Genomic DNA, 21,104 nt, shown 5'->3' with positions numbered 1-21,104 from the left:
TTTAGGTGATATAATTAGGAAAGAAATTTAAAGGATAAAATCAGGAGGGGTATAAATGTTTAAAAAATTAGTAGGTCTTGGAGTGACTTCAATTATTGCATTTTCTTTAGTAGGATGCGGAAGTGGGGATGAAGCAAACGAAAAGTCAAAAGAACAGGTTAATAACGCTAAGGCACAAGAATTTAATATCAATCAAGATAAATTTACAAACCTTAAAGGTGATTGGATAAAAGATTTCACAAAAGAAGATTTCGATAAAACAGGTAATGATTTAATTAAAAAAGTTAAAGAGCAATCTGAAGCCTTTGGATTAAAGGTAGAAGAAAGTGATAAAGTTGATACTGTAGTTGGTCAAACTGCTAAAGTTAAGTCAGTATATTTAGATAATAAAAATCCAGAGGATAATAAACTTGAAAGTATGCAATTTGAAGAGCAAGTTTTAGGAGAGTCAGGAGAATCAGGTAGATTCGAAATGAAACTTTCATTAAAATTCAATGGAGAGAAAGCTTTAAAAGAAGGAAAGTTCAACTTAGGGGATACTAGCTTACCTAAATATGCTGAAATAATGACAGGTGTAAAAGATAGAAACTATGGTAAAATAAACGATGAAATTTTAAAAATAGTTAAAAGCGACAAAAAAGAAGGCGTTTTTGAAGATGATATAAATGGTTTAGTTGAAGAATTTGCAGTTAGTAAAGAATACATAGTATATACTCTATCAACTAAAGAATATAAGTTTGTTCAGGGAAATAGTAATGGAATTTAACTTTAAAATTTAGGAGGATTAAGATGAGCAACAAAGAAGAAATAGAAAACGTAAAAGACGAAGTAAAAGAAGATGTAGTGGTTGTAGAAGAAACTACAAACGAAGATATAGATTCTTTTTTAGAAGATGAAGAAATAAAAGAAGAATCAAAAGAAATTAATAACGAATTACAAACTTTAGAAAACGAAAAGTTTGTAGAAGTAGATAATAATCCATCATTTTTCAAAAAACTATTTGCAAATCTTTTAGATCAAGCGTTAGTTTTAGGAGTATCTGCTATATTCTTATTAGTATTTGATTTTGTAATTGGATTCTTTGGATTTATGGTTGTAAATCCTTCACCAGTACTACTTATAATATATGTAATATTTAACGTATTATATTATCCTTTAATCGAAAGAAAAGGGAATAGAAGTGTAGGAAAAAGAATTTTATCAATAAGATAGGATAAAATAGATTAAGGTGGACGTAAAACTCCACCTAAATTTTTGTAAAAATATTATTTAAAGAGGAGTAAAAAATGGGCAAAAGAAGAGGAAGAATGCAAGAAATATAAGTAAAGATAGAAAAAACTGAATTTCCATCAGTAGGTATATCTAGTTATAACGACAGAAAGGTTTATGTAAAAAATACTTTTCCAGGTCAAACTATAAAAGGTAGAGTTAAGAAAAGAAGAGAAGGTTATTTAGAACTAAAGCTTCAAGAAGTTTTAGAAAAAGCACCATACGAAATAGAAGCTAAATGCCCTCACTTTGGAGTTTGTGGAGGTTGCTCATCACAAAACTTAACTTACGATAAGCAATTAGAACTTTTAGGAGAAGAGGTTAAAACTCTTTTTGAAGATGCATCTGTAACTACAGGAACTTATGAAGGCGTAACAGGAAGCGTAGATCAATTCGAATACAGAAACAAAATGGAATTTACCTTTGGTGATGAATTTAAAGGTGGAGAACTTTGCCTTGGAATGCATATGAAAAACCAAAGTTTTGGAATCTTAACAGTAGATAATTGTAAAATAGTCGATGAAGATTTTAGAAAAGTTATAAAAGCAACTGTAGATTTCTTTAAAGATAAAGACCTTCCTTACTATAGAGTAATGAAAAGAGAAGGGTTTTTAAGACATCTAGTAGTTAGAAAAGCTAAAAACACAGGGGAATTACTTGTTAATTTAGTTACTACAACGCAAAATGATTTCGATGTAAATCTTTATGCTGAAGTTATAAAAAACTTAGAGTTTGATGGTACTTTAACATCAATTCTTCACACTGAAAATGACTCACTATCAGATGCGGTTATTCCAGAAAAGGTTAACCTTTTATTTGGAAGAGATTATATAGTAGAAAATCTTTTAGGATTAAAATTTAAAATCTCACCATTTTCATTCTTCCAAACTAACACAAAAGGTGCTGAAAGCCTTTATAGTATAGTTAGAGACTATATGGGAGATTCAGAAAATAAAGTAGTATTTGACCTTTACTGCGGAACTGGAACTATAGGTCAAATAGTTGCACCTAAAGCTAAAAAAGTTGTAGGGATAGAGCTTATAGAAGAGGCTGTTGAAGCTGCAAAAGAGAATGCTAAGTTTAACGGCCTTAGTAACTGCGAATTTATAGCAGGCGACGTAGCAGAAACTATAAAGCACGTAAAAGATAAGCCAGATATAATTATACTAGACCCTCCTAGAAGCGGAGTGCACCCTAAAGCATTAGAATACGTAATTAAATTTGATGCAAAAGAAATAGTATACGTATCTTGTAACCCTAAAACTTTAGTTACAGACCTTAAAGTCCTAGTAGAAAATGGCTACGAAATAATAAAAACTAGAGTTAAAGACATGTTCCCAAATACTCCACATGGTGAAACTGTGGTTAAGCTAATCAAAAAATAGTACTTAATTTAAAAAATTGTAAAGATAATTTTAAAAGGTTCTTCCACCATTTTATATATAATGGGGAAGAACCTTTTCGGTTTAGGATATGTATAAAAATAAAAAGTATATTTTTTATTTTTATAAAACCTAAGTATAGATATGGAGATTGTCTAAGTAATGCCATTTAGGGAATCTTATTTGTAATTTAGGGATAATGAGAAAAATAAATGGATATATATGCTAAAATATTTATAATAATTTAAGAAAATTCAAAAAATTAGATTCGGATATTCTATATTTACATAAGAAAAGGGAGGATGATGAACGTGGAGAGGTATATTGAGAGTAAAGAGAGGTATGAGGCACTTTATAGCGACTTCAAATATGAGAATCTATATTTAGTTTATCAACCTAAGGTAAAAAATATAACAGGAGAGCTTGTAGGGCTTGAAGCTTTAATACGGATAAAAGGTAAGGAAAAAATAAGTATAGAAAAGTACATTAGAAATTTAGAGGAAGAAAAGCTTATACACGTTATAGATTATTTTGTATTTGAAAAGGTTATAGGTGTTATAAAAGAACGTAGAAATAGAGGTAGACCAGGAGTTTGTATATCAATTAATATGTGTACAGGAACTTTGTTAAGAGATGATTTTGAAGAGTTTATTAGTAATGGAGTAAAAGAAATAGATTTAAATAAAGAATTAGAAATAGAAATAACAGAAAGAAATATCCCCTTAGAAAAAATTAAAGAGATAAATAAAAGAATAAAGTTTCTAAAAGAAAAAAATATAAGAGTAGCCATAGATGATTTTGGTATAGGGAATTCTAATATAAGTCTTTTGATAGAGGCAGATATAGATACATTAAAATTAGATAAGTCATTAATTAGAAATATAATACATAGTAATAAAAGCAAAAACATATTAAAATATATATTTAATATGTGTAAAACTATAAATGTTGATGTTATAGTTGAGGGCGTTGAGAGAAAAGAAGAATTAGAGGCCTTAGTAGAAATCGGAGGAGAATTTTCTCAAGGGTACTATTTTTCAAAGCCATTATTATTAGAAAGAATATCTAATAAATATTATATTTAAATCTTAATAGATGAGAAGCAGCAAGATTTGTACTATTAACAAAAAAGGGGAAGGCATATATTATGAAAATCTTAATATGTGATGACGAAAGGGATATGATAGATAAATATAAAATACGGCTTGAAGAGATAGGTAAAAAATTTAGCGTTAAGATAGAAACACTTTATTATGCTAGTGGAGAGTTTATGCTAATTAGTAGAGAAGAGTGGATAAACCAAGTATCTATAATCTATTTAGATATTCAAATTAATTCTTTAAGTGGAATAGATTTAGCAAAGAGAATAAGAGATCTCGGTTATGATGGAGAGATTGTTTTTTTTGCTAGATCTAAGAATTTTGCATATGAAGCGTATGAAGTATTTCCAACTAGTTATATTTTAAAAAATCAGCTATATGATGAAAGTTTTGAAAAAATATTTTATAAGTGCTTAACTAATATTGAAAAGCAAGACGAAGAAAACTTCATATTAAAGTATGGTCAAGGAAGTGTAATAATTCCTTTAAAAGATATAAATTATTTTGAAATAAATAAAAAATTAGTTACATTAAATTATCTAGATAATAAGATGGAAACCTTTTACTCAAACTTAAATACATTAGAGGAAAAATTAAAAAGAAAGGGGTTTTTAAGAATACATAGATCATATTTAGTTAACACTGATAAAATATATAAGTTTACAGGTAATAATATTACATTAAATTGCGGTATTAATATACCGATTGGAAGGACATACATAAAAAAAGTAAGTTTAGTTTTAAATAAATTATTTAATCTCTAAATATAAGTTTATCTTTAAAAGATAAACTTTTTTTAGTATTAATATTAAAATTTGGTAAAAATATTTTTAAATTTAAATTATAACATAATAATTAGTTCAAAAAATCCTTTAAATTTCTATATGTGTGAACATTTATTGTATAATATCATAAAACTTTGACATATTAATCTCACTTATTTAATATTAAAGTTATATGAAAAAAAGAATTAAATAATAATCTTTAAAAATTAATACAAGGCTTAAGTGATATTAATGTTGTAAAAGGGAAGGATGGGGTTAATATTATTAATTTTACTAATTTAGACGAGTTTAAGAATTTCACAAAAACTGTAAGGAAAATTTACAGTGGAATTCGTGTTATAGACAGTAATTTTAATTGCATCATAGGGGATAAAGAATTTAAAGGATTGAAATGCTATGAAATATGGGAACAAGGTAAAAAGTGTGATATCTGCATTTACGATAAGGCTTTAAAGGACGAAAAGCCTGTAATAAAAGTAGTAAATTTTAATGAAGATACATACGTGATAAAAGCAGTGGCAGTAAAGATAGGTGCTTTAAAGTATGTAGTTGAATTTATAGATAAAATAGGAAATAGACTTTATTATGAATCAAAATATTCAGAGTCTAAAGGAAAGTCATATATGATTCAAGTTGATAATAGCTTAAAAGGGATAGTCTTAGATGGGCTTACAGGATTATATAATAGAAAGTACATAGATACAAGGCTTAAAAGTGACATAGAAGATTCATTTGAATATAATGAACCTTTAAGTATATTGATGATAGATATTGACTTTTTCAAAAAAGTCAATGATACATACGGGCATGTAATAGGGGATAAAATCTTAAAGAGATTTGCAAAAATCTTAGAAGAAAACTTTAAGGATACTAATAATAGTTGGATAGGAAGATATGGAGGGGAAGAATTTATTTCAATAATTCCAAATGGATCTAAAGCCTATTCAAAAAAAATAGCAGAAGACTTAAGAAAAGAGATAGAAAAAGAAGAGTTTAAAGTTAAAGAAAATATTATTAAGATAACTTGCTCTATAGGAATATATACTATGGAAAAAGAAAAACTAGAAATAGATGAACTTATAGAAAGAGCTGATTTAAAACTTTATATGGCAAAAGAACTTGGTAGAAATAGAGTGAAATAAAGTGGGATATCCACTTTGTTTTTTTTATGTTTGATTTTCTAGATTTATAATTTAAATATATGATTAATTATAATTGTATAAAATAATTTCTATAAAATATAAATTATTATTAAAAAAAAGTAAAAAATAGTGTATTATAGAAAATGTAATTATAAATATATGAAAAGGGGACAATAAAAATGAAAAATTTCAAAAAGATAGTGGCATTATTTTTTTCAATGACGCTTATTATTACTGCATTTGTCGGATGTAAAGATTCAAAGCAAAATATTATTAATGAAACTACGAAAAAAGATAGTTACAATAATGATTATTTTGTAAATATTGAATGGGTAGCAAAAAATGCAAATAACGAGAATGTTGTAATAATAGATGGCAGAGATAATAAAAAATATGAAAAAGGCCACATCCCAGGTGCTATTAATGTAGCTTGGCAAAGTTTAGCAAATATTAAAGGAAAAGCAGGAGATAAAAACTGGGGAGTTGCATTACCTAAAGAGGAACTTTCACAAAAACTTGGAGAACTTGGTATAGATAAAAAGTCACAAGTTGTAGTTTACGCTGATAAAGATGGTTGGGGTGAAGATGGAAGAATCGTTTGGGAATTAAAAACTGCAGGAATAAATGCAAAGATGTTAGATGGTGGTTTTGATCTTTGGACTAAAGAAAATAAAGAAATAACTACAGAAGTTCCTGTTATAATTTCAAAGAAACTAGAAATCGAAGAGATAGATTCAAAAACTACTATAACAACAGAAGATTTACGTAATAATATGGATAAATATACTATAGTAGATTCTAGAGCAAAAGATGAATATGAAGGTGCAACTAAGTTTGGAGAAGCTAAAGGCGGACACATAAAAGGTGCTATATCTATTCCATTTAACGAAGTTTATAACGAAGATGGAACTATAAAATCTAAAGAAGAACTTTTAAAGATATTTGAAAGTAAAGGTCTTAAAAAGGATAAAGAAATAGTTACTTATTGCACAGCTGGGATTAGATCAGCTCACGAAGCATTAATATTAAATATGCTAGGATTTAAAGCAAAAAATTATGACGCATCATTTTACGAATGGGCAACTACATATCCAGACCTTATTGTAAAGTAATTTTAAAATCTATCTTATAATTTATAAGATAGATTTTTTATTTAGTGATATAATTTAAAAAATGGAGGAAAGATATGAGTAAGAAAAAATCGTTTTTAATAAAAATAATAGCTTTAATTCTAATAATTCTTATATATATGTTTGTAAAGCCTGTTAATAGATTTGTAAATCAAATGGTATTTTATTTAAGTAGTATGAATTTAGATATGTTAAAGGAATATATTTTATCCTTTGGACCTATAGCCCCATTGGTATCTTTTGCACTTATGATACTACAATCAATAGTTGCACCTATCCCAGCATTTTTAATTACATTAAGTAATGCAGCTATATTTGGCTTTGTTTATGGCGCAGCTTTATCTTGGGTAAGTTCTATGGTTGGGGCTTCTTTATGCTTTTATATAGCTAGAAGCTTAGGAAGAGATGCTGTTTTAAAATTAAACGGAAAGTCTGCTTTTACTAGTATAGAAGGCTTTTTCGAAAAGTACGGAAAGCATACTATATTAATTGCAAGGCTCTTACCCTTTATTTCATTTGATTTAGTAAGTTATGCAGCAGGACTTACTTCTATGAGTTTTATATCTTTCTTTATAGCAACAGGGATAGGTCAGCTTCCTGCAACTATAGTTTATTCATACGTTGGTGGAATGTTAACTGGAGGTGCTAAACTCCTTATGACAGCACTTTTAATTTTATTTGCACTTAGCATTGCTATTTATGTTTTAAAGAAAGTTTATGATGAAAAAAGAGGTTCAAATGAGAAAGGTTTTAGATAATTTTGAAAAATGTATAAACTGCAATAGATGTTATAAAGTATGTCCTATGATGAAAGAATTTAGTGATTCACCAAAGGATTTAATGAGTGATATATTAAATTCTAAAATAAATATTAAAGATGCTTCTTACTCTTGCATGCTTTGCAATAGTTGCACTGAAGTTTGCATAAAAGATTTAGATTTAAAAGATATGTTTTTAAGTCTTAGAGAAGATATTTATAAAGAAGGTAAGGATTTAAAAAAATATAATCTAAAATCAGTAAAGACTCACCAAAAAATAAGTTTTTCAAAAATTACAAAAAATAAAATTAAAAATAAAAGCACTAAAAAAGTTTTTATACCAGGATGTAGTTTAAGTAGTTATAATAACGATATTATAAAAAACACATTAGATTATTTAAAGAAAGAAGAAGGAGAAACGCTAGAACTTTTAGTAAGATGCTGCGGTAAACCTTCAAAAGACATCGGTGATATAAAAAGCTATAAAGAAAACTTAGAAAACTTAAATAAAGAACTAAAAGAAAATAATATAGAAGAAGTTATAGTAGCTTGTGCAAATTGCTATAATACTTTTAAGGATGGACTTAAAGGAATTAAAGTAAGTAGTCTTTGGAATATACTATGGGATAAAGGATTAGATAGTAATTTAAAAGATAAATATAAAGACTTTAAATGCGTAGCGCTTCACGATCCTTGTCCGATGAAAAAAGAAAAAAAGATTCAAGATGATGTTAGAAGCATACTAAAATTTTTAGGACTAAATGTTATAGAGTTTAAAAAAAATAGAGAAAACACTGTCTGTTGCGGCGCTGGCGGGATGGTTTTAGTTACAAACAATAAATTATTCTTAAAGCAAAGTAAGAAGAGGGCAAATGAAGCTGAGTGTGACACAATTGTATCCTACTGTGCATCTTGCGTTAATACTTTAAAAACAGAGAATAAAAAAACCTTACATATCTTAGATTTTTTATTTAATAAAGAGGTTTTAAATAGAAAAACTACTGATTTTAGAAAAGTGAGTTCAATTGAAGGTCTTAAAAATAGAATAACTTTAAATCTAAAAAGTAAGAGGTGGGATTAGTGTTAGATACGTACGGAAGAAAGTATGTAAATCCTTTAATAAATTTAGGCGCAAAAGTTTTTTTAAAGCTAAGGTTTACTCCGAATTTAGTTACTGTAATTGCTTTAATTACAGGGATATTAGCAGCATTTTTTAATTTTTATGGTAATATAATTATTGCACTTTTACTTCTTTGGATATCGGGATATTTAGATTCTGTTGATGGTGCTATGGCAAGAAAGCTTGGCTTAACTACACCCTTTGGAACATTACTTGATATTACATTTGATAGATTAGTTGAACTTTCTATAATTATTTCAATTGCATTAAAATACGAAAACACAAGAATTTATTTATTATTTTTATTGTGTTCTATTTTAATATCTATGACTATATTTTTAACAGTCGGAGCCCTTTCTAAAAATAACGGAGTTAAATCCTTTAGGTATCAAGCAGGTGTTGCTGAAAGGACAGAAGGATTTATAATGTTTTCTTTAATAATGTGTTTAGAGGGAAATTATAAAATAATTACAATAAATATATTTACTATTATAATTCTTATAACTATATTTCAAAGAATAATAGAAGCTAAAAAGCTATTAAAATAAAAGTTTAATTTAAATGCGCCTAAGGGTGCATTTTTATTTTGGAAATAATCGGTTAATAATTTAGATAGAATTTAAATATATTTAAAAGGTTTGGTATAATAAGGCTATAAAGGAAAGCTCATGATATGATAGTTTAGAATTTATTATTTAGATTATAGGGGTAATTTAATATAAGAGGATGTGTAGGATTTGTACGGTAGAGAAGTGTTAATTATGTTAAATGCGGACGATAGCATAATAGATGTTAATGAGGGATTTTGCAAAATTTTAGGCTATGAAAGAAATAATGTCATAGGGGAAAAGGTAAGTTTAATTTTAAAAGACGATATTATTAGAGACGTAAAAGAGGAAAGTAAAGTTTTTATGGAAACCTTAGAAGGGACTATAAAGATATTTGATTTAAATATAAAAAAACTTCCAGAAAAGAAAAGGTGTATTTCTTTAATTGATATTACAGAAAGCAGATGCGAGGATTCAAGAAATGTATTATCACTTAAGGGATTATATGAAAATGCAAAAGATATAATTTATATAAGAGAGATAGATAAAAGGAAAAAGTTCATTTATTTAAATAATGCAGTAACAAAGCTTTTAGGTTATAAAAAAGAGGACTTTTACAATGAAAAATTGATTATAGAAGATTTAATTCATCCTCTAGATTTAAAAAAGCTAAGGGGAAGAGTTTTATCAGAAAAGAGTATAAATAAAAGTCTTGAAGTAAGAGTTAAAAATAAGGAGGGAAAATACATATGGTTTGAAGATATATGTATTCCAAGCTATGATGATAATGGTAATTTAACTTTAATTAAAGGAATAAGCAGGTGTATTCAAGAAAGAAAATTAGCTCAAAATGAATTAGAAAGATTAATTTATAGTGATTCGATGACAAAACTAAACAATAGAAAATACTTTGAAGATAGTATTAAAAAATTAAAATCGAAAAATCTAGGAATAATAGTTATAGATTTAGATAATCTAAAAGAAACAAACGATAATTTTGGACATCTTATAGGAGATGAACTTATACTTTGTGCTGCAAATATTTTTAAAAGAATCTTTAAAGAGGATATTAAAGTTAGAATAGGCGGAGATGAATTTATTATAGTTATAAAAGAAGCGAGTTTAGAAATAGTAAAACAAAAAATAAAAGAATTAGAAGAAGAAATAAAAAGATATAATAAATACTCTATCTTAAAAGTATCACTTTCAAAAGGATATTCTTTATATAGCAAGGAAAGAGATAATATTAGAAAAGCTATAGAAGAAGCTGATTATAATATGTATAAAGAAAAGCAAAAGAAAAAAAGCTTGGAATGTGAGAAAAAGTGTACGAGAAATTTAAAGTACAGTCTAAATGAAGAATAAAGAAAAATTTTTTTACCTTCTTAAAACAGATTAAATTTGCTATAATATATTGATAATTAATTTTTATGGAGGCATTTTTGTGAAGTTTCAACAAAGTGAATTTAATAAGCTTAGGAGAGAGGTTATATTTGAAGTAGACAATAACGATATTATTACTGACGTAACAGATAATATAGAAAAAATATTTAGATATAAAAAAGAAGCTGTTATAGGTAAAGATATTAAAGAATTATATTGTGACGGAAAAAAACAAGAAGGTAAAGTTACTTTATTAGACAACATGGGAAACTTCGATTTATATGATGTAAAATTTTTAAACCATAGAAATGATGATGATAGAGCTTTAAATTACATATCTATTTATAAAGTAGATTGCTGCAAGACCAAAGAAGGTTCAAAATGTATTATTAAAAATATATATGAGGGGTTAAATGATTTAGTTTATTCTTTAAGGATAAAAGATAAAAAGATAAGTGTTATGTATGTTAATGATCTTATAGAGGAGGTTTTAGGCTACTCTTTAGATGAAGCATATAATAACGAAGCTTTTGTAGGGGAGATTATTCATGAAGATGATAAAGCTAAATTAAAACAAAAATTAATAAATAAAAGAGATGAAATGTGGATAGTTGAAGTTAGGCTTAAGCATAAAGATGGTCATTATATCTGGATGGAAAATCTTGCAGTTCCATCTATAGAGGAAGATGGAAGAGGGCTTTTTTTAAGAGGTATCGGAAGATGCATCGAAAAAAGAAAAAAGAAAGAAAAAGAAATTGAAGATATAATGTATAACGATAACTTAACTAAACTTAGAAATAGAAATTATCTACAAGAAAAAATAGAAGAGATAAAAGATAGAGAATTTAGTGTAATAATAGTAGATATAGATAATTTAAAAGAACTAAATGATACGAGAGGTCATCTAGAAGGAGATAAGCTTATCTTAAAATCTGCAAATATATTAAAAAAAGTATTTAAAGATGATTGTATAAAATTTAGGATGGGCGGAGATGAATTTATGATAATAATTAAAAATTCATCAGAAGAATATGTGAAAAGTAAAATAGACGAATTAGATAGAGTAATAGAAGACTCTAATAAGAATAGTGATATAATAGTTAGTTTATCTAAAGGGTATTCGATTTGCAAAAAAACAGGGGAAGACATAGTAAGAGTTATGGATAAAGCTGATTATTATATGTATAGAGATAAAAGGTCTAAAAGATAATAAGGAGTAGGTATGGCGAGAATTCACGGAAGAAAAAATTCTCTTAAAGATAAGATAGATAAAAAGATTCCACTTTATATTATAAGTTCTCTTATAATTACTGTAATCTTAGGAGGTAGTATATTTTATACAAGTTTTCCGTTATTTTTGCTGTCGCCACTTGTGTGGTTTATTTCGATAAAAAAGATAAACAAGATAAATCTAAGAAATAAGAAATACAAAAAAGGGTTAACAGGCGAAGAAAATGTTCTTCACATATTAAAAAAATTAAATGGAAAATACCACGTATTTAACGATATAAATTTACCTAAAAGTTATTATAACGAAAAGGCACAGATAGATATAGTTATAGTTTCAAAAAGTGGAGTAATTATAGTTGAAGTTAAAAATATAAAAGGGATTGCAAGTGGAAATATAGATGATGAATATATTTCTATTTTAAATGGAAACAGTATAAATAAAATATATAATCCTATAAAGCAAGTTAAAGGTCAAGGGTATAAATTATCTAAACTTTTAAAATCTAAAGGGGTAGATACTTTTGTTACAGGGATTGTATATTTTAATAGGTTTGAAGAATCCACTAAGGCTTTTAAAATTAAAAATAGTAAAAATATAGTTTTTGATAAAGAGAAAAAACTATTAAAAAGAATAAAGAAAAATAAAGATTATCTTTCTAAAGAAGAGTTAGAAAAGGTGATTGATATTTTAGATAGTTACTAAACACTTTAAATAAAATATTTAAAGTGTTTTTTCTTTTTATAAGTAATAAAGGATATTTTTATAGAATACTATTTATGTATATATTAAAAGTTAGAAGGTGAGTAAAATCAAATCGGTAGGACATGAAATTATAGATTTAAATGAAGAGCAGCTTAAAGCTATAATGGATTTAAAAAATAATATCTATCTTAAAGGGAGACCTGGAACTGGTAAATCAGAAGCTATTTTGCAAAGAACAGTTAACATATTAAATAAAGGATATGCAAAAGAAAGAGAAATTTTACTTATAGTGTCAAAAAATATTAATGAAATAAGGTTAAGAAATAAGCTAGAAAGAACTGATATAAAATGGGATAGAATAAACATAATGACTATAAAGAAATTCTGTGTAAGATTAGTTAGACTAGAGGGGACAAATAAACTTAAGGTTTCTAACAATTGGTGTTTTGTAGATGATAATGATTCAGTTGAAATTTTAAAGGGTATTTTAAAAGAAAATGAGATTTTAAAAGAGATAAATAAAAGCGTAGAATCTATATATGAGGGGTTAAAAAAAGATAAGTTAAATAATATATTAGATAATGAAATTTTAAATAAATATAATGAGTATTTATTTAAAAACAACCTTCTTGATTATTTAGACGTATTAAGTTATGCAGATACTCTTTTAGAAGAAAAAGATATTTCAGATTTTTATAGTAAAAAATATAAATATATAAATATTCATAAAGTAAGTAAAATGAGCTTTAAAGAGTATAAAGTTTTATCTAAGATATTTAAAAACAATAACATTATGTTAGTTTCTGATATTGTATCAGAGGATAAGAAAATATATAGTGATTTTAAGAAAAACTATAATCATAAAGTAATTGAGTTTACAACAAATCATAGAGGAACTAAGAGATTAGTTTATTTAGAAAATGAATATACAAAAATGTGTCTAAATAATATAGGAAGTATAAAGTCTTCTAAAGGCGATGTAGGGGAAACTATAGATATCATAAAAACTAAAAATTTAAAGTCAGAAGCTGAATTTTTAGTAAGTAATATATTAAAAGATAAGCTCACAAATAAAAATTTAAGCCATGGAATTATTGCAAGTGAAGCATTATATGGAGAGCAGCTAAAGCTTTATTTAGATAAATATTCTAAGGGAAGCTTAACTTTTTCTCTAAGTTCAGACACAAACTTTGTAGATAATAAAAAAATTAAAGGAATACTATCTTTTATGAATCTTTTGATAGATAAACATAGTGACTATCACTTAGAAAATGTTATAAATAATTTTTATAATATAGAAAAAAAGGTATTAGATAAAATAAAAGATAATAATATAAATGTTAAGTTATCTGACTTTATAGATGGGTCATCTATAAAGTATAGCGATCCATTTTCAAGGCTTATAAGATATCTAAAAGCAGAAAATGCAGTAATTATAGGGGTGAGCCGTGAAAGAATTATAAATAAAGAGGAAATTATTAGATTATCCTGTCTTAAGGTTGATTTTAGGGGAGATGTAATAGATAGTTTAGATAAAATTATATATATAGGTGAAAGTTCTAGTTTAAATGAAGCTATCTTAAGTATGAAGGAGTTTTTAAGTTTTGTAAGCGGGCATCTTATAATTTCTGAAAATGCAGCTTTTTCAATTAATACAATAAATAAAATAAACGATTTACTTGGTTTAGAGAAGTTAAATCATAAAAGCTATTATGATATAAGAGAAATAGCTATGAGATACTTAAATTTATCAGACTATAGTTTAGACAACATATTAAATAAATTAAATATAAAAAATAGTAAAAAAGAAGTATTCAAAATTTTAGATATATTAAATTATTTTATTAATAATAAAATAATAAAAGAAAAAGAATCAAGAAAAGATTTTATAAAAACTTATATAGATGATTTTTTGAAAATAAAAGAAGATCTTATATTTGTACGAAATATTTTAAGAAAAAAGCTAGTTAAGCCTTTAGATATCTTATTTTTAACTATAGAGGTTTTAAAATCACCTAAGGTTTATTTATTTGATTGGGATAACGGAAGTAGATATAAAAAAGTATTAAAAGAATTTTTTATATATTTTGATTCTAAAAATAAAAGTATCCAAGAGGATTTAGTAAGTATTTTAGATATCTGTAATATTTTTGGAGAAGAAAGTTTTGAATTTGTTACAAAGGAAAATGTTATTCCTATACTAACTATAGATGAAGCTGAAGGATTTCATTTTGATAGTGTGTATATAACAGGTGCAACTATAGAAAACTTTAAAGATATAGATAAATATAAACTATATAGTGGTATTACAAGAAGTAGGAAAAAAATATCTTTTACGGTTCCAAGTGAAGATGTTTATGGAAATTCAGAAAATATGTTAGAAGTTTTAGAAAATTTGAATGGAAATAATATATCTATAAGTAGATATTAAATTAAAAGGATGTTGCGATTAAAGCAGCATCCTTTTAATTTAAAAAATATTTAAAATATAAGTTATTATATCAAATTTATAATAATCACCTGCAATTAATAAAATGTTATAAAGGCATAGTAAAACTATCATTAATCTTAAAAATTTATTTATGTATTTTTCAGAAGTTCCCCCTGTTCTTATAGGCAGAATATGTATATTTATTCTTATTGGGTTAAAGAATTCTATTCCTTCAGAAGTTAGAAAGTCAAGAACCATATGTGAAGCATAACCTAATACAAAACCAAGACCTATAGATAATACTATTATGTTTTGGTTAGATATCATATAGATTACTTCAAAAAAGAATGAAAATAAAAGTACAGCTAAAAAGCTATGTGTAAAACCACGGTGCCTACATTTTTTACCGAAATGCTTAGCTAAAAAGGGGTATCTTTTACTTATGTAAGAACTTTTCATATCTATATCAGGGAAAAGTGCGCCTATATATGAGGAGTGGAAAAATAAAAGTATTAGAAATATCTTATAAATTAAACTATAGCTTGAAATGAACTTAGTTAAAAAAACATTTAAAGCTAAAAGTGCAATAATTAATCCCCCAGATGAATGTGTTTCTTTTGTCATTGTATCTCCTTTAACTTGTCTATTTAAGAATATTATATAAAACTTATAAAGAAAATCAATAACATATAGGAGATTTAATTTATATTTTTAGTTAAGAAGATTAAAATGTAATTATAAAAGAAAAGTATTTGGAGGGTATATTGATGAATTTAACTAAAGAATTTAGTATAAAAAAGGGTGATGTAGTAACTATAGTAGGTTCAGGGGGGAAGACTACATTGCTTTATAAATTAGGAAATGAACTTAAAAATAATAAGGTCTTATTAACAACTACAACTAAAATGTTTAAGCCAAATAAAGAAGATGTGGATTATTTTCAAAAGAAGATAGATATAAAAGGAAATGGTAGATACTTTTTATATTCAGAAATTAAAGGAGAAAAGGTAAGTGCAGACCTAGATTTAATTAAAGGTGAGATTAATAAATTTGATTATTCTATAATAGAAGGGGATGGTTCTAAAAGAAAAAAGATAAAGGGGTGGAACGATTTAGAACCTGTAGTTTTAGAAGAGACTACTAAAACTATAGGGGTGATCCCTATAAATTCTATAGGAATTTCTATAGATGAAGATAATATACATAGATTAGAACTTTTTAAAGAAATCATAAAAGATAAGAAAGCTAAGAAAATAAGGGTTAATGAAATAATAGATATTGTAAAAGATAAAAATGGACTATTTAAAAATAGTTCTTTAAAAAAAATATTATTTATTAACTGCGTTGAAAGTTTAGGGGATTTAGAGTATTCAAAAGAAATAAAAGATAGATTAAAAGATTACGATATAAAAGTTATAATTGGAAGTTTAAAAGAGGATTTAATTTATAAATAGAGGAGATTTAAATTATGGTAGCGATAGTTTTAGCATCTGGAATGAGCAAAAGAATGGGAGAAAATAAACTTCTTTTAAAATTTAATGGTATGCCTTTAATAGAATATACCTTAAAGGTTATAGAAAGCATTCCATTTAAAGAAAAGATATTAGTTTATAAAGACGAAGAAGTTAAAATTTTAGGCGATCGATATGGGTTTAAATGTATAAAAAATGATGAATTTTATAAAGGGCAAAGTTCAAGTTTAAAGCTTGGGGTTAAAAGCATTAAATCAAACGCTTATGGAATAATGTTTTTTAGTTCAGATGAGCCTTTTTTAAAGAAAGAGGATTTACTTTTTATGATAGAAAAGTTTAATGAAGGCTCTAAAATAATAGTTCCAAAAGTAAATGGTGAAAAAAAGATGCCAACTATCTTCCATATAAAATATAAGAATGAATTACTTAAGGTTTTAGGAGACGTAGGTGGAAGAAATATAATAAAAGAAAATCTAAAAGATGTTACATTTGTAGAATTTAATAACTCTAAAAACTTTTTTGATATAGATACAAAGGAAGATTTTAAAGAAGGATTAAAATTACTTTAAAACTAGTATAAAGCACATTTTAATTCTCTATACATATTATGATAAGGAAATAATTTTTGGGGTTAGGAGTAGATAGATTTGGAAAATAAAATAAATTTAACATTTGAAAATGTATGTAGAAAATCTGTAGACTTAATTTTAGATATACCTTTTGATGAAGATATGTATATAGAATTAAAGAATATAAATTCCTTAGATTTAGTTATAAATCATAGTTTGGTATTTAAATCTACTGAAGAAAGTGAAGAAAAGTTTTTAAAAACTAGAGTTATTCTTTTAGATGATTCAAATCTTTTAAAAGAGGATGAAGAGTATTTAGTAACTCTTTATAAAGATGATGAAGTCTTAGGGGATAAAAAGTTTAAGGTTTTAACTAAAGATTATATTAAAAATGTAGATGTTTCTGGAATAGGTACAAGGATTATTAAGATATCTTTTAATGAGCCTATAGAAAACTTAGATTATTTATATAAATTAAGAGAATTTGAAAAACAGTTAGAAAATATAAAAGAAGAGGCTTTATTAAACTTTTATATAAGTTTCTTTAAAGACAAAAATTTAATTGATTTAGAAAATGATAGTTTAAATATATATAGTGGGCATATTATTTCAAATATAACTATTTCAGATAGTGAAAATACAAAATCTATTAAACCTTTTAATGTAGATGTGTCTGATGATTTAAAAACTATTATTATTACTTCAAATTATAAAAATCTACCAGAAGGTGAAAATCATAATTTGATTATAAATAGTTTCGCATTAATTGATTATAAGGATAATCAATTAAAAGATTATAGCCATTATAGATTAGATTACCCTTTAACTATTAAAGAGTTTTCTTTAGAAAAATTTAAAAATAAGACAAAGGTTAAAGATATAGAAATAATATCTCTTTATGAAATTATAGTAACTTACGATAATGAAGTACTTATTTTAGAAGATGAAAACTTTAATATTTTATGTAACGGAATTAAGAAGGAATTAGATAAAAATAAACCTTTAGAATATGCAGATAATTCTTTAAAAAAGGTTAGATTTTACTTAGATAAATCAACTCCTCTTCTTAGGGGAGAAAACATTAAAGTAACTTTAACTAGCATAACAGATGCATCAGGATTTAAAACTTTAGAAAGTGATTTTTTAAAAGATATAATCCCAGTTATTCCAAAGCTTGAAATTGCAAAGGAAATAAAAGATACTGAATATAAAAATATAAAAGATCTACTTTTAGAAAATAAAACTATAATTTATTTAAAATATTCAGAAGATATGGACGTGCCATCAGCTATAGATACAAATAACTATAAACTTATAAATGAATTAGATAAAAAAGAAATTCCAATAGTTATAGATAGCATCTATAATTTTAATAAAACTTATAAAAAGTATGATGAATATTATATGGTTTTAAATAATTTAGAGTTTGGAGATTATATTTTAAATATTAAAGACGTTAAGGATTTATCTTATGTTTCTATTGAAGAAACTAATAAATCTATAAAAGTAACAGATAGAAAAATTCCAGAATGCAGTAGAGTTTTACTTTCAGAAGATGAATTAATGGATTTTAAAATATTATTATTTGAATTTAATGATAATATGGAAGCTAGAGAAATAGAGAATTCAATATTAAATCCATCTAATATAAAACTTATAGGAAAAGGAAGTGAAGCTTTTAAGAGTCTAGTTTTAGATGAGGCAAAGGTAGAACTTATAAATAATAAAGATATAGCTATAGTTTCTATAAAAAATTCTTTCCTTAAAGATTTTAAATTAGATTATGATACATTTGATATTCTTTTAGGATACACAAGGCTTAAAGATATAAAATATATAACAAATAGCGCTGGAAATATTTATCCTTTATATGAAACATTAAATATAGAATCTATTGTAACTCCAATAGATATAGAATCTAGTGATTCTTTAATAGAGATAGTAGAAGATAAAAAACTAGTTTTTTCAACTGGTGATTTAAATAAAAGGTTCTATAAAGAAACAGTTGATTTAGATTATATAAAAATTAAATTAGATGACGAAACTATATATCCTGAATCTTTTAGGGTTTTAGAATCTTTAAGTAAAATAGAATTTAATTTTAAAAAAGAAAGCTTTAATAGCTTAACTAAAAATATTTCTATAGAATTTATAAAAAACTCTAAAATTAAAGATATCTTCAAAAGAGATATATCTTTTGGTATATGTAAAAATGTTATAAATAATCTAAGGGGCTTAGTTATATCAGTAAGTAAGATTAGGGAAGATAAAGAAGATTCTAATTCTCTTATAATTGCATTAAAGTATAGCGAAGATATAGTTTATGTAGATAAAAAAGATTTTTTAGTTGAAACTTTAGAGGGGATAAGGTGTGATGTTTTAAGTGCTTCTATAGTATATTCTAATATTATAGAACTTAAAATAAAATCAAATATAATAAAGAATTTAGAAAGCGAAAAATTATTTATTTCAACCTTTGATGAAAACATCTCAAAACTTAAAACTAGAGAAAGTGGCGGAGATATTTTAAAATCTTTTAAAAGATTAGAAGTTAAAGAGTTTAATATAAAATCTTTTAATTGGGTTACTATAAATAATAATAATAATAATTTAAATGATAGTTTGTTTTCTATAGAGTTTTCTAAAGATATAGATTTTGAAAAGATATCATTAAATTCAGCTAATACTATATTTAAAGGTACTATTATTAAAGAAGGATTTTTATATATTATTAAAATTAATAGTGACTTAGATTCTTTAGGTGAAATAAGGATTTTAGCTAAAGGTGAAATCTTAGATGAAAGTTATTTAAATAAAGACTTAAAGGGTGAAATAAATATAATAGATAAAAATAAGTTGCAGCTTAAGATAAAAGATGATTCCATAAATTTTAAAGATGGATTTTTAGAAAATATAATTCACGGATATTTTAAACCAGAAGATTATTTTATATTATCTAAGCGAGACTACGTATATTTAAGAGAAGATAGTTCAAATTATATATATCCAAACAAATAAAAGGGCTAAAAAAGCCCTTTTTAAATTTATTAAGAAACTATATATTTTAATAAATTTCTTTCATATACTATAAAAAATATTGAATAAGAAAATATTAAGTTGTATAATTCAAAAGAAAAAAAGAAAGAAAAGGGTGACATAAATTGGATAAATACAAAAAAGAGACCTTTTTAATAGGATCAGGACTTATAGGATTATCTCTTATATTACATTTTTTCCACTATTTAATATTTAAAGATTTACATCATACTTTAATATTTTTAGTTGCAGATATAGCATTTGTACCTATGGATGTATTTTTTACTGCTTTTGTTATAGAAAAGCTTTTAGATAAAAGAGAAACACATCACAAAATGGAAAAGCTAATTATAATTAAAGGTGTGTTTTATTCTGAACTTGGAAATAGTCTTTTAGATGAATTTGTAAAAGGTGATAAAAATATAGACTTAATAAAAAACGATGCTTTTATTAAAAAGTCTTGGGGAAAAGAAGAGTTTAAAGCATTAGAAACTGAATTAGATGAATATTCATACGAAGTTAATTTAGAAAATTTAGATATTAAAAAGATATCAGATATTTTAAATAAAGAAAAGGATTTTCTTATATCTTTAATAACTAATCCTACTCTTATGGAACACGAAAGTTTTTCAGATATGATAATAACTTTAATGCATTTAAGAGAAGAACTTTTAGATAGATATTTTAAAATGGAATGTGAATGTAATTGTTGTGATAAAAATCATATAGAAGAAGATATAGAAGATGCTTATAGAGCGTTAACTTACGGTTGGGTAAGATATATGAGACATCTTAAAAAAGAATATCCAAAATTATTTTTAAAAGCAATGTTAAATAACCCTTTTGATGATAGAAGTTTTAGTGAAAAATATAAAGTTTCAGAGAAAAATGGTATTAATATTTGCGAAATGATTAAGTAAAGAAAAACTTAAATTTCTTAAAAAAAGGTTATATGTGATAAATTTTTTCTTAAAAATTACATATAACCTTATTTTATTTTGATTATGTAGTAAAATAGGAATAAATGAATAAACTAAGGAGGGAAT

The 21,104-nt window shown here is 25.1% G+C and carries 19 protein-coding genes; 18 read left to right on the top strand and 1 reads right to left on the bottom strand.

What is annotated here, in order from left to right:
- Window positions 1-55 precede the first annotated feature (55 nt).
- The 14 genes from M4I33_RS12775 to M4I33_RS12710 all read left to right on the top strand — a co-directional run bounded on the left by M4I33_RS12775 (window position 56) and on the right by M4I33_RS12710 (window position 14,981).
- Window positions 56-766 (top strand): hypothetical protein, encoded by a 711-nt coding sequence (locus M4I33_RS12775; protein WP_257917156.1) that lies wholly within the window; start codon window positions 56-58, stop codon window positions 764-766.
- Between the two features lie 23 nt (window positions 767-789).
- Window positions 790-1,212, top strand: coding sequence for an RDD family protein (locus M4I33_RS12770; RefSeq protein ID WP_257917155.1), 423 nt, complete (start codon window positions 790-792; stop codon window positions 1,210-1,212).
- 116 nt (window positions 1,213-1,328) lie between these two features.
- Entirely contained in the window at window positions 1,329-2,654 is a 1,326-nt protein-coding gene (gene rlmD, locus M4I33_RS12765; RefSeq protein ID WP_257917162.1) for a 23S rRNA (uracil(1939)-C(5))-methyltransferase RlmD, read from the top strand.
- 308 nt (window positions 2,655-2,962) lie between these two features.
- Entirely contained in the window at window positions 2,963-3,736 is a 774-nt protein-coding gene (locus M4I33_RS12760) for an EAL domain-containing protein (protein ID WP_257917154.1), read from the top strand.
- A 62-nt stretch (window positions 3,737-3,798) separates the two neighbouring features.
- A complete protein-coding gene (locus tag M4I33_RS12755) occupies window positions 3,799-4,515 on the top strand; it encodes a LytTR family DNA-binding domain-containing protein (RefSeq protein WP_257917153.1) in 717 nt (238 codons plus the stop codon).
- A 407-nt stretch (window positions 4,516-4,922) separates the two neighbouring features.
- On the top strand, window positions 4,923-5,678 hold the full coding sequence (locus M4I33_RS12750; RefSeq protein WP_257917152.1) for a GGDEF domain-containing protein: 756 nt from the start codon (window positions 4,923-4,925) through the stop codon (window positions 5,676-5,678).
- Window positions 5,679-5,857: 179 nt separating this feature from the next.
- The gene (locus M4I33_RS12745; protein ID WP_257917151.1) at window positions 5,858-6,790 is read left to right on the top strand and encodes a sulfurtransferase; all 933 of its coding nucleotides are present in this window, start codon (window positions 5,858-5,860) and stop codon (window positions 6,788-6,790) included.
- A 74-nt stretch (window positions 6,791-6,864) separates the two neighbouring features.
- Window positions 6,865-7,566, top strand: a complete 702-nt coding sequence (locus M4I33_RS12740) for a TVP38/TMEM64 family protein (RefSeq protein WP_257917150.1) — start codon at window positions 6,865-6,867, stop codon at window positions 7,564-7,566.
- Entirely contained in the window at window positions 7,547-8,647 is a 1,101-nt protein-coding gene (locus M4I33_RS12735) for a (Fe-S)-binding protein (RefSeq protein ID WP_257917149.1), read from the top strand. The genes M4I33_RS12740 and M4I33_RS12735 overlap by 20 nt, the downstream gene beginning before the upstream one ends.
- On the top strand, window positions 8,647-9,234 hold the full coding sequence (locus M4I33_RS12730) for a CDP-alcohol phosphatidyltransferase family protein (protein WP_194189679.1): 588 nt from the start codon (window positions 8,647-8,649) through the stop codon (window positions 9,232-9,234). The genes M4I33_RS12735 and M4I33_RS12730 overlap by 1 nt, the downstream gene beginning before the upstream one ends.
- 213 nt (window positions 9,235-9,447) lie before the next feature.
- Window positions 9,448-10,599: a diguanylate cyclase domain-containing protein gene (locus M4I33_RS12725; protein WP_257917148.1), complete on the top strand. Its 1,152-nt coding sequence runs from the start codon at window positions 9,448-9,450 to the stop codon at window positions 10,597-10,599.
- A 79-nt stretch (window positions 10,600-10,678) separates the two neighbouring features.
- Window positions 10,679-11,827, top strand: a complete 1,149-nt coding sequence (locus M4I33_RS12720) for a diguanylate cyclase domain-containing protein (protein WP_257917147.1) — start codon at window positions 10,679-10,681, stop codon at window positions 11,825-11,827.
- Window positions 11,828-11,839: 12 nt separating this feature from the next.
- Window positions 11,840-12,550 carry a nuclease-related domain-containing protein gene (locus M4I33_RS12715; protein WP_257917146.1) on the top strand — a complete coding sequence of 237 codons (711 nt, stop codon included), beginning with the start codon at window positions 11,840-11,842 and terminating at the stop codon, window positions 12,548-12,550.
- A 97-nt stretch (window positions 12,551-12,647) separates the two neighbouring features.
- Window positions 12,648-14,981, top strand: coding sequence for a 3'-5' exonuclease (locus M4I33_RS12710; RefSeq protein WP_257917145.1), 2,334 nt, complete (start codon window positions 12,648-12,650; stop codon window positions 14,979-14,981).
- A 39-nt stretch (window positions 14,982-15,020) separates the two neighbouring features.
- On the opposite strand, the gene M4I33_RS12705 is transcribed toward M4I33_RS12710, so the two are convergent.
- Window positions 15,021-15,605, bottom strand: coding sequence for a metal-dependent hydrolase (locus M4I33_RS12705; protein WP_257917144.1), 585 nt, complete (start codon window positions 15,603-15,605; stop codon window positions 15,021-15,023).
- 143 nt (window positions 15,606-15,748) lie between these two features.
- Between M4I33_RS12705 and yqeC the strand changes: the two genes are divergently transcribed.
- The 4 genes from yqeC (at window position 15,749) to M4I33_RS12685 (ending at window position 20,978) form a co-directional block, all read left to right on the top strand.
- A complete protein-coding gene (gene yqeC / locus M4I33_RS12700) occupies window positions 15,749-16,435 on the top strand; it encodes a selenium cofactor biosynthesis protein YqeC (RefSeq protein ID WP_257917143.1) in 687 nt (228 codons plus the stop codon).
- 14 nt (window positions 16,436-16,449) lie between these two features.
- Window positions 16,450-17,022: an NTP transferase domain-containing protein gene (locus tag M4I33_RS12695; RefSeq protein ID WP_257917142.1), complete on the top strand. Its 573-nt coding sequence runs from the start codon at window positions 16,450-16,452 to the stop codon at window positions 17,020-17,022.
- Window positions 17,023-17,100: 78 nt separating this feature from the next.
- On the top strand, window positions 17,101-20,040 hold the full coding sequence (locus M4I33_RS12690) for a hypothetical protein (protein WP_257917141.1): 2,940 nt from the start codon (window positions 17,101-17,103) through the stop codon (window positions 20,038-20,040).
- A gap of 143 nt (window positions 20,041-20,183) precedes the next feature.
- Window positions 20,184-20,978: a hypothetical protein gene (locus M4I33_RS12685; protein ID WP_257917140.1), complete on the top strand. Its 795-nt coding sequence runs from the start codon at window positions 20,184-20,186 to the stop codon at window positions 20,976-20,978.
- Window positions 20,979-21,104 lie beyond the last annotated feature (126 nt).

The sequence above is a fragment of the Clostridium sp. LY3-2 genome (assembly GCF_024705715.1).
Lineage (GTDB): Bacteria > Bacillota > Clostridia > Clostridiales > Clostridiaceae > Clostridium.
The sequence above is the reverse complement of the archived record's forward strand: the minus strand, read 5'-3'. Positions and strand labels throughout refer to the sequence as shown.

Coding starts and splice junctions, on each gene's coding strand:
- M4I33_RS12745 (WP_257917151.1), top strand. CDS start 5,858: ATGAAAAATTTCAAAAAGATAGTGGCATTATTTTTTTCAATGACGCTT.
- M4I33_RS12735 (WP_257917149.1), top strand. CDS start 7,547: ATGAGAAAGGTTTTAGATAATTTTGAAAAATGTATAAACTGCAATAGA.
- yqeC (WP_257917143.1), top strand. CDS start 15,749: ATGAATTTAACTAAAGAATTTAGTATAAAAAAGGGTGATGTAGTAACT.
- M4I33_RS12705 (WP_257917144.1), bottom strand. CDS start 15,605: ATGACAAAAGAAACACATTCATCTGGGGGATTAATTATTGCACTTTTA.
- M4I33_RS12770 (WP_257917155.1), top strand. CDS start 790: ATGAGCAACAAAGAAGAAATAGAAAACGTAAAAGACGAAGTAAAAGAA.
- M4I33_RS12695 (WP_257917142.1), top strand. CDS start 16,450: ATGGTAGCGATAGTTTTAGCATCTGGAATGAGCAAAAGAATGGGAGAA.
- M4I33_RS12715 (WP_257917146.1), top strand. CDS start 11,840: ATGGCGAGAATTCACGGAAGAAAAAATTCTCTTAAAGATAAGATAGAT.
- M4I33_RS12740 (WP_257917150.1), top strand. CDS start 6,865: ATGAGTAAGAAAAAATCGTTTTTAATAAAAATAATAGCTTTAATTCTA.
- M4I33_RS12755 (WP_257917153.1), top strand. CDS start 3,799: ATGAAAATCTTAATATGTGATGACGAAAGGGATATGATAGATAAATAT.
- M4I33_RS12725 (WP_257917148.1), top strand. CDS start 9,448: ATGTTAAATGCGGACGATAGCATAATAGATGTTAATGAGGGATTTTGC.
- M4I33_RS12775 (WP_257917156.1), top strand. CDS start 56: ATGTTTAAAAAATTAGTAGGTCTTGGAGTGACTTCAATTATTGCATTT.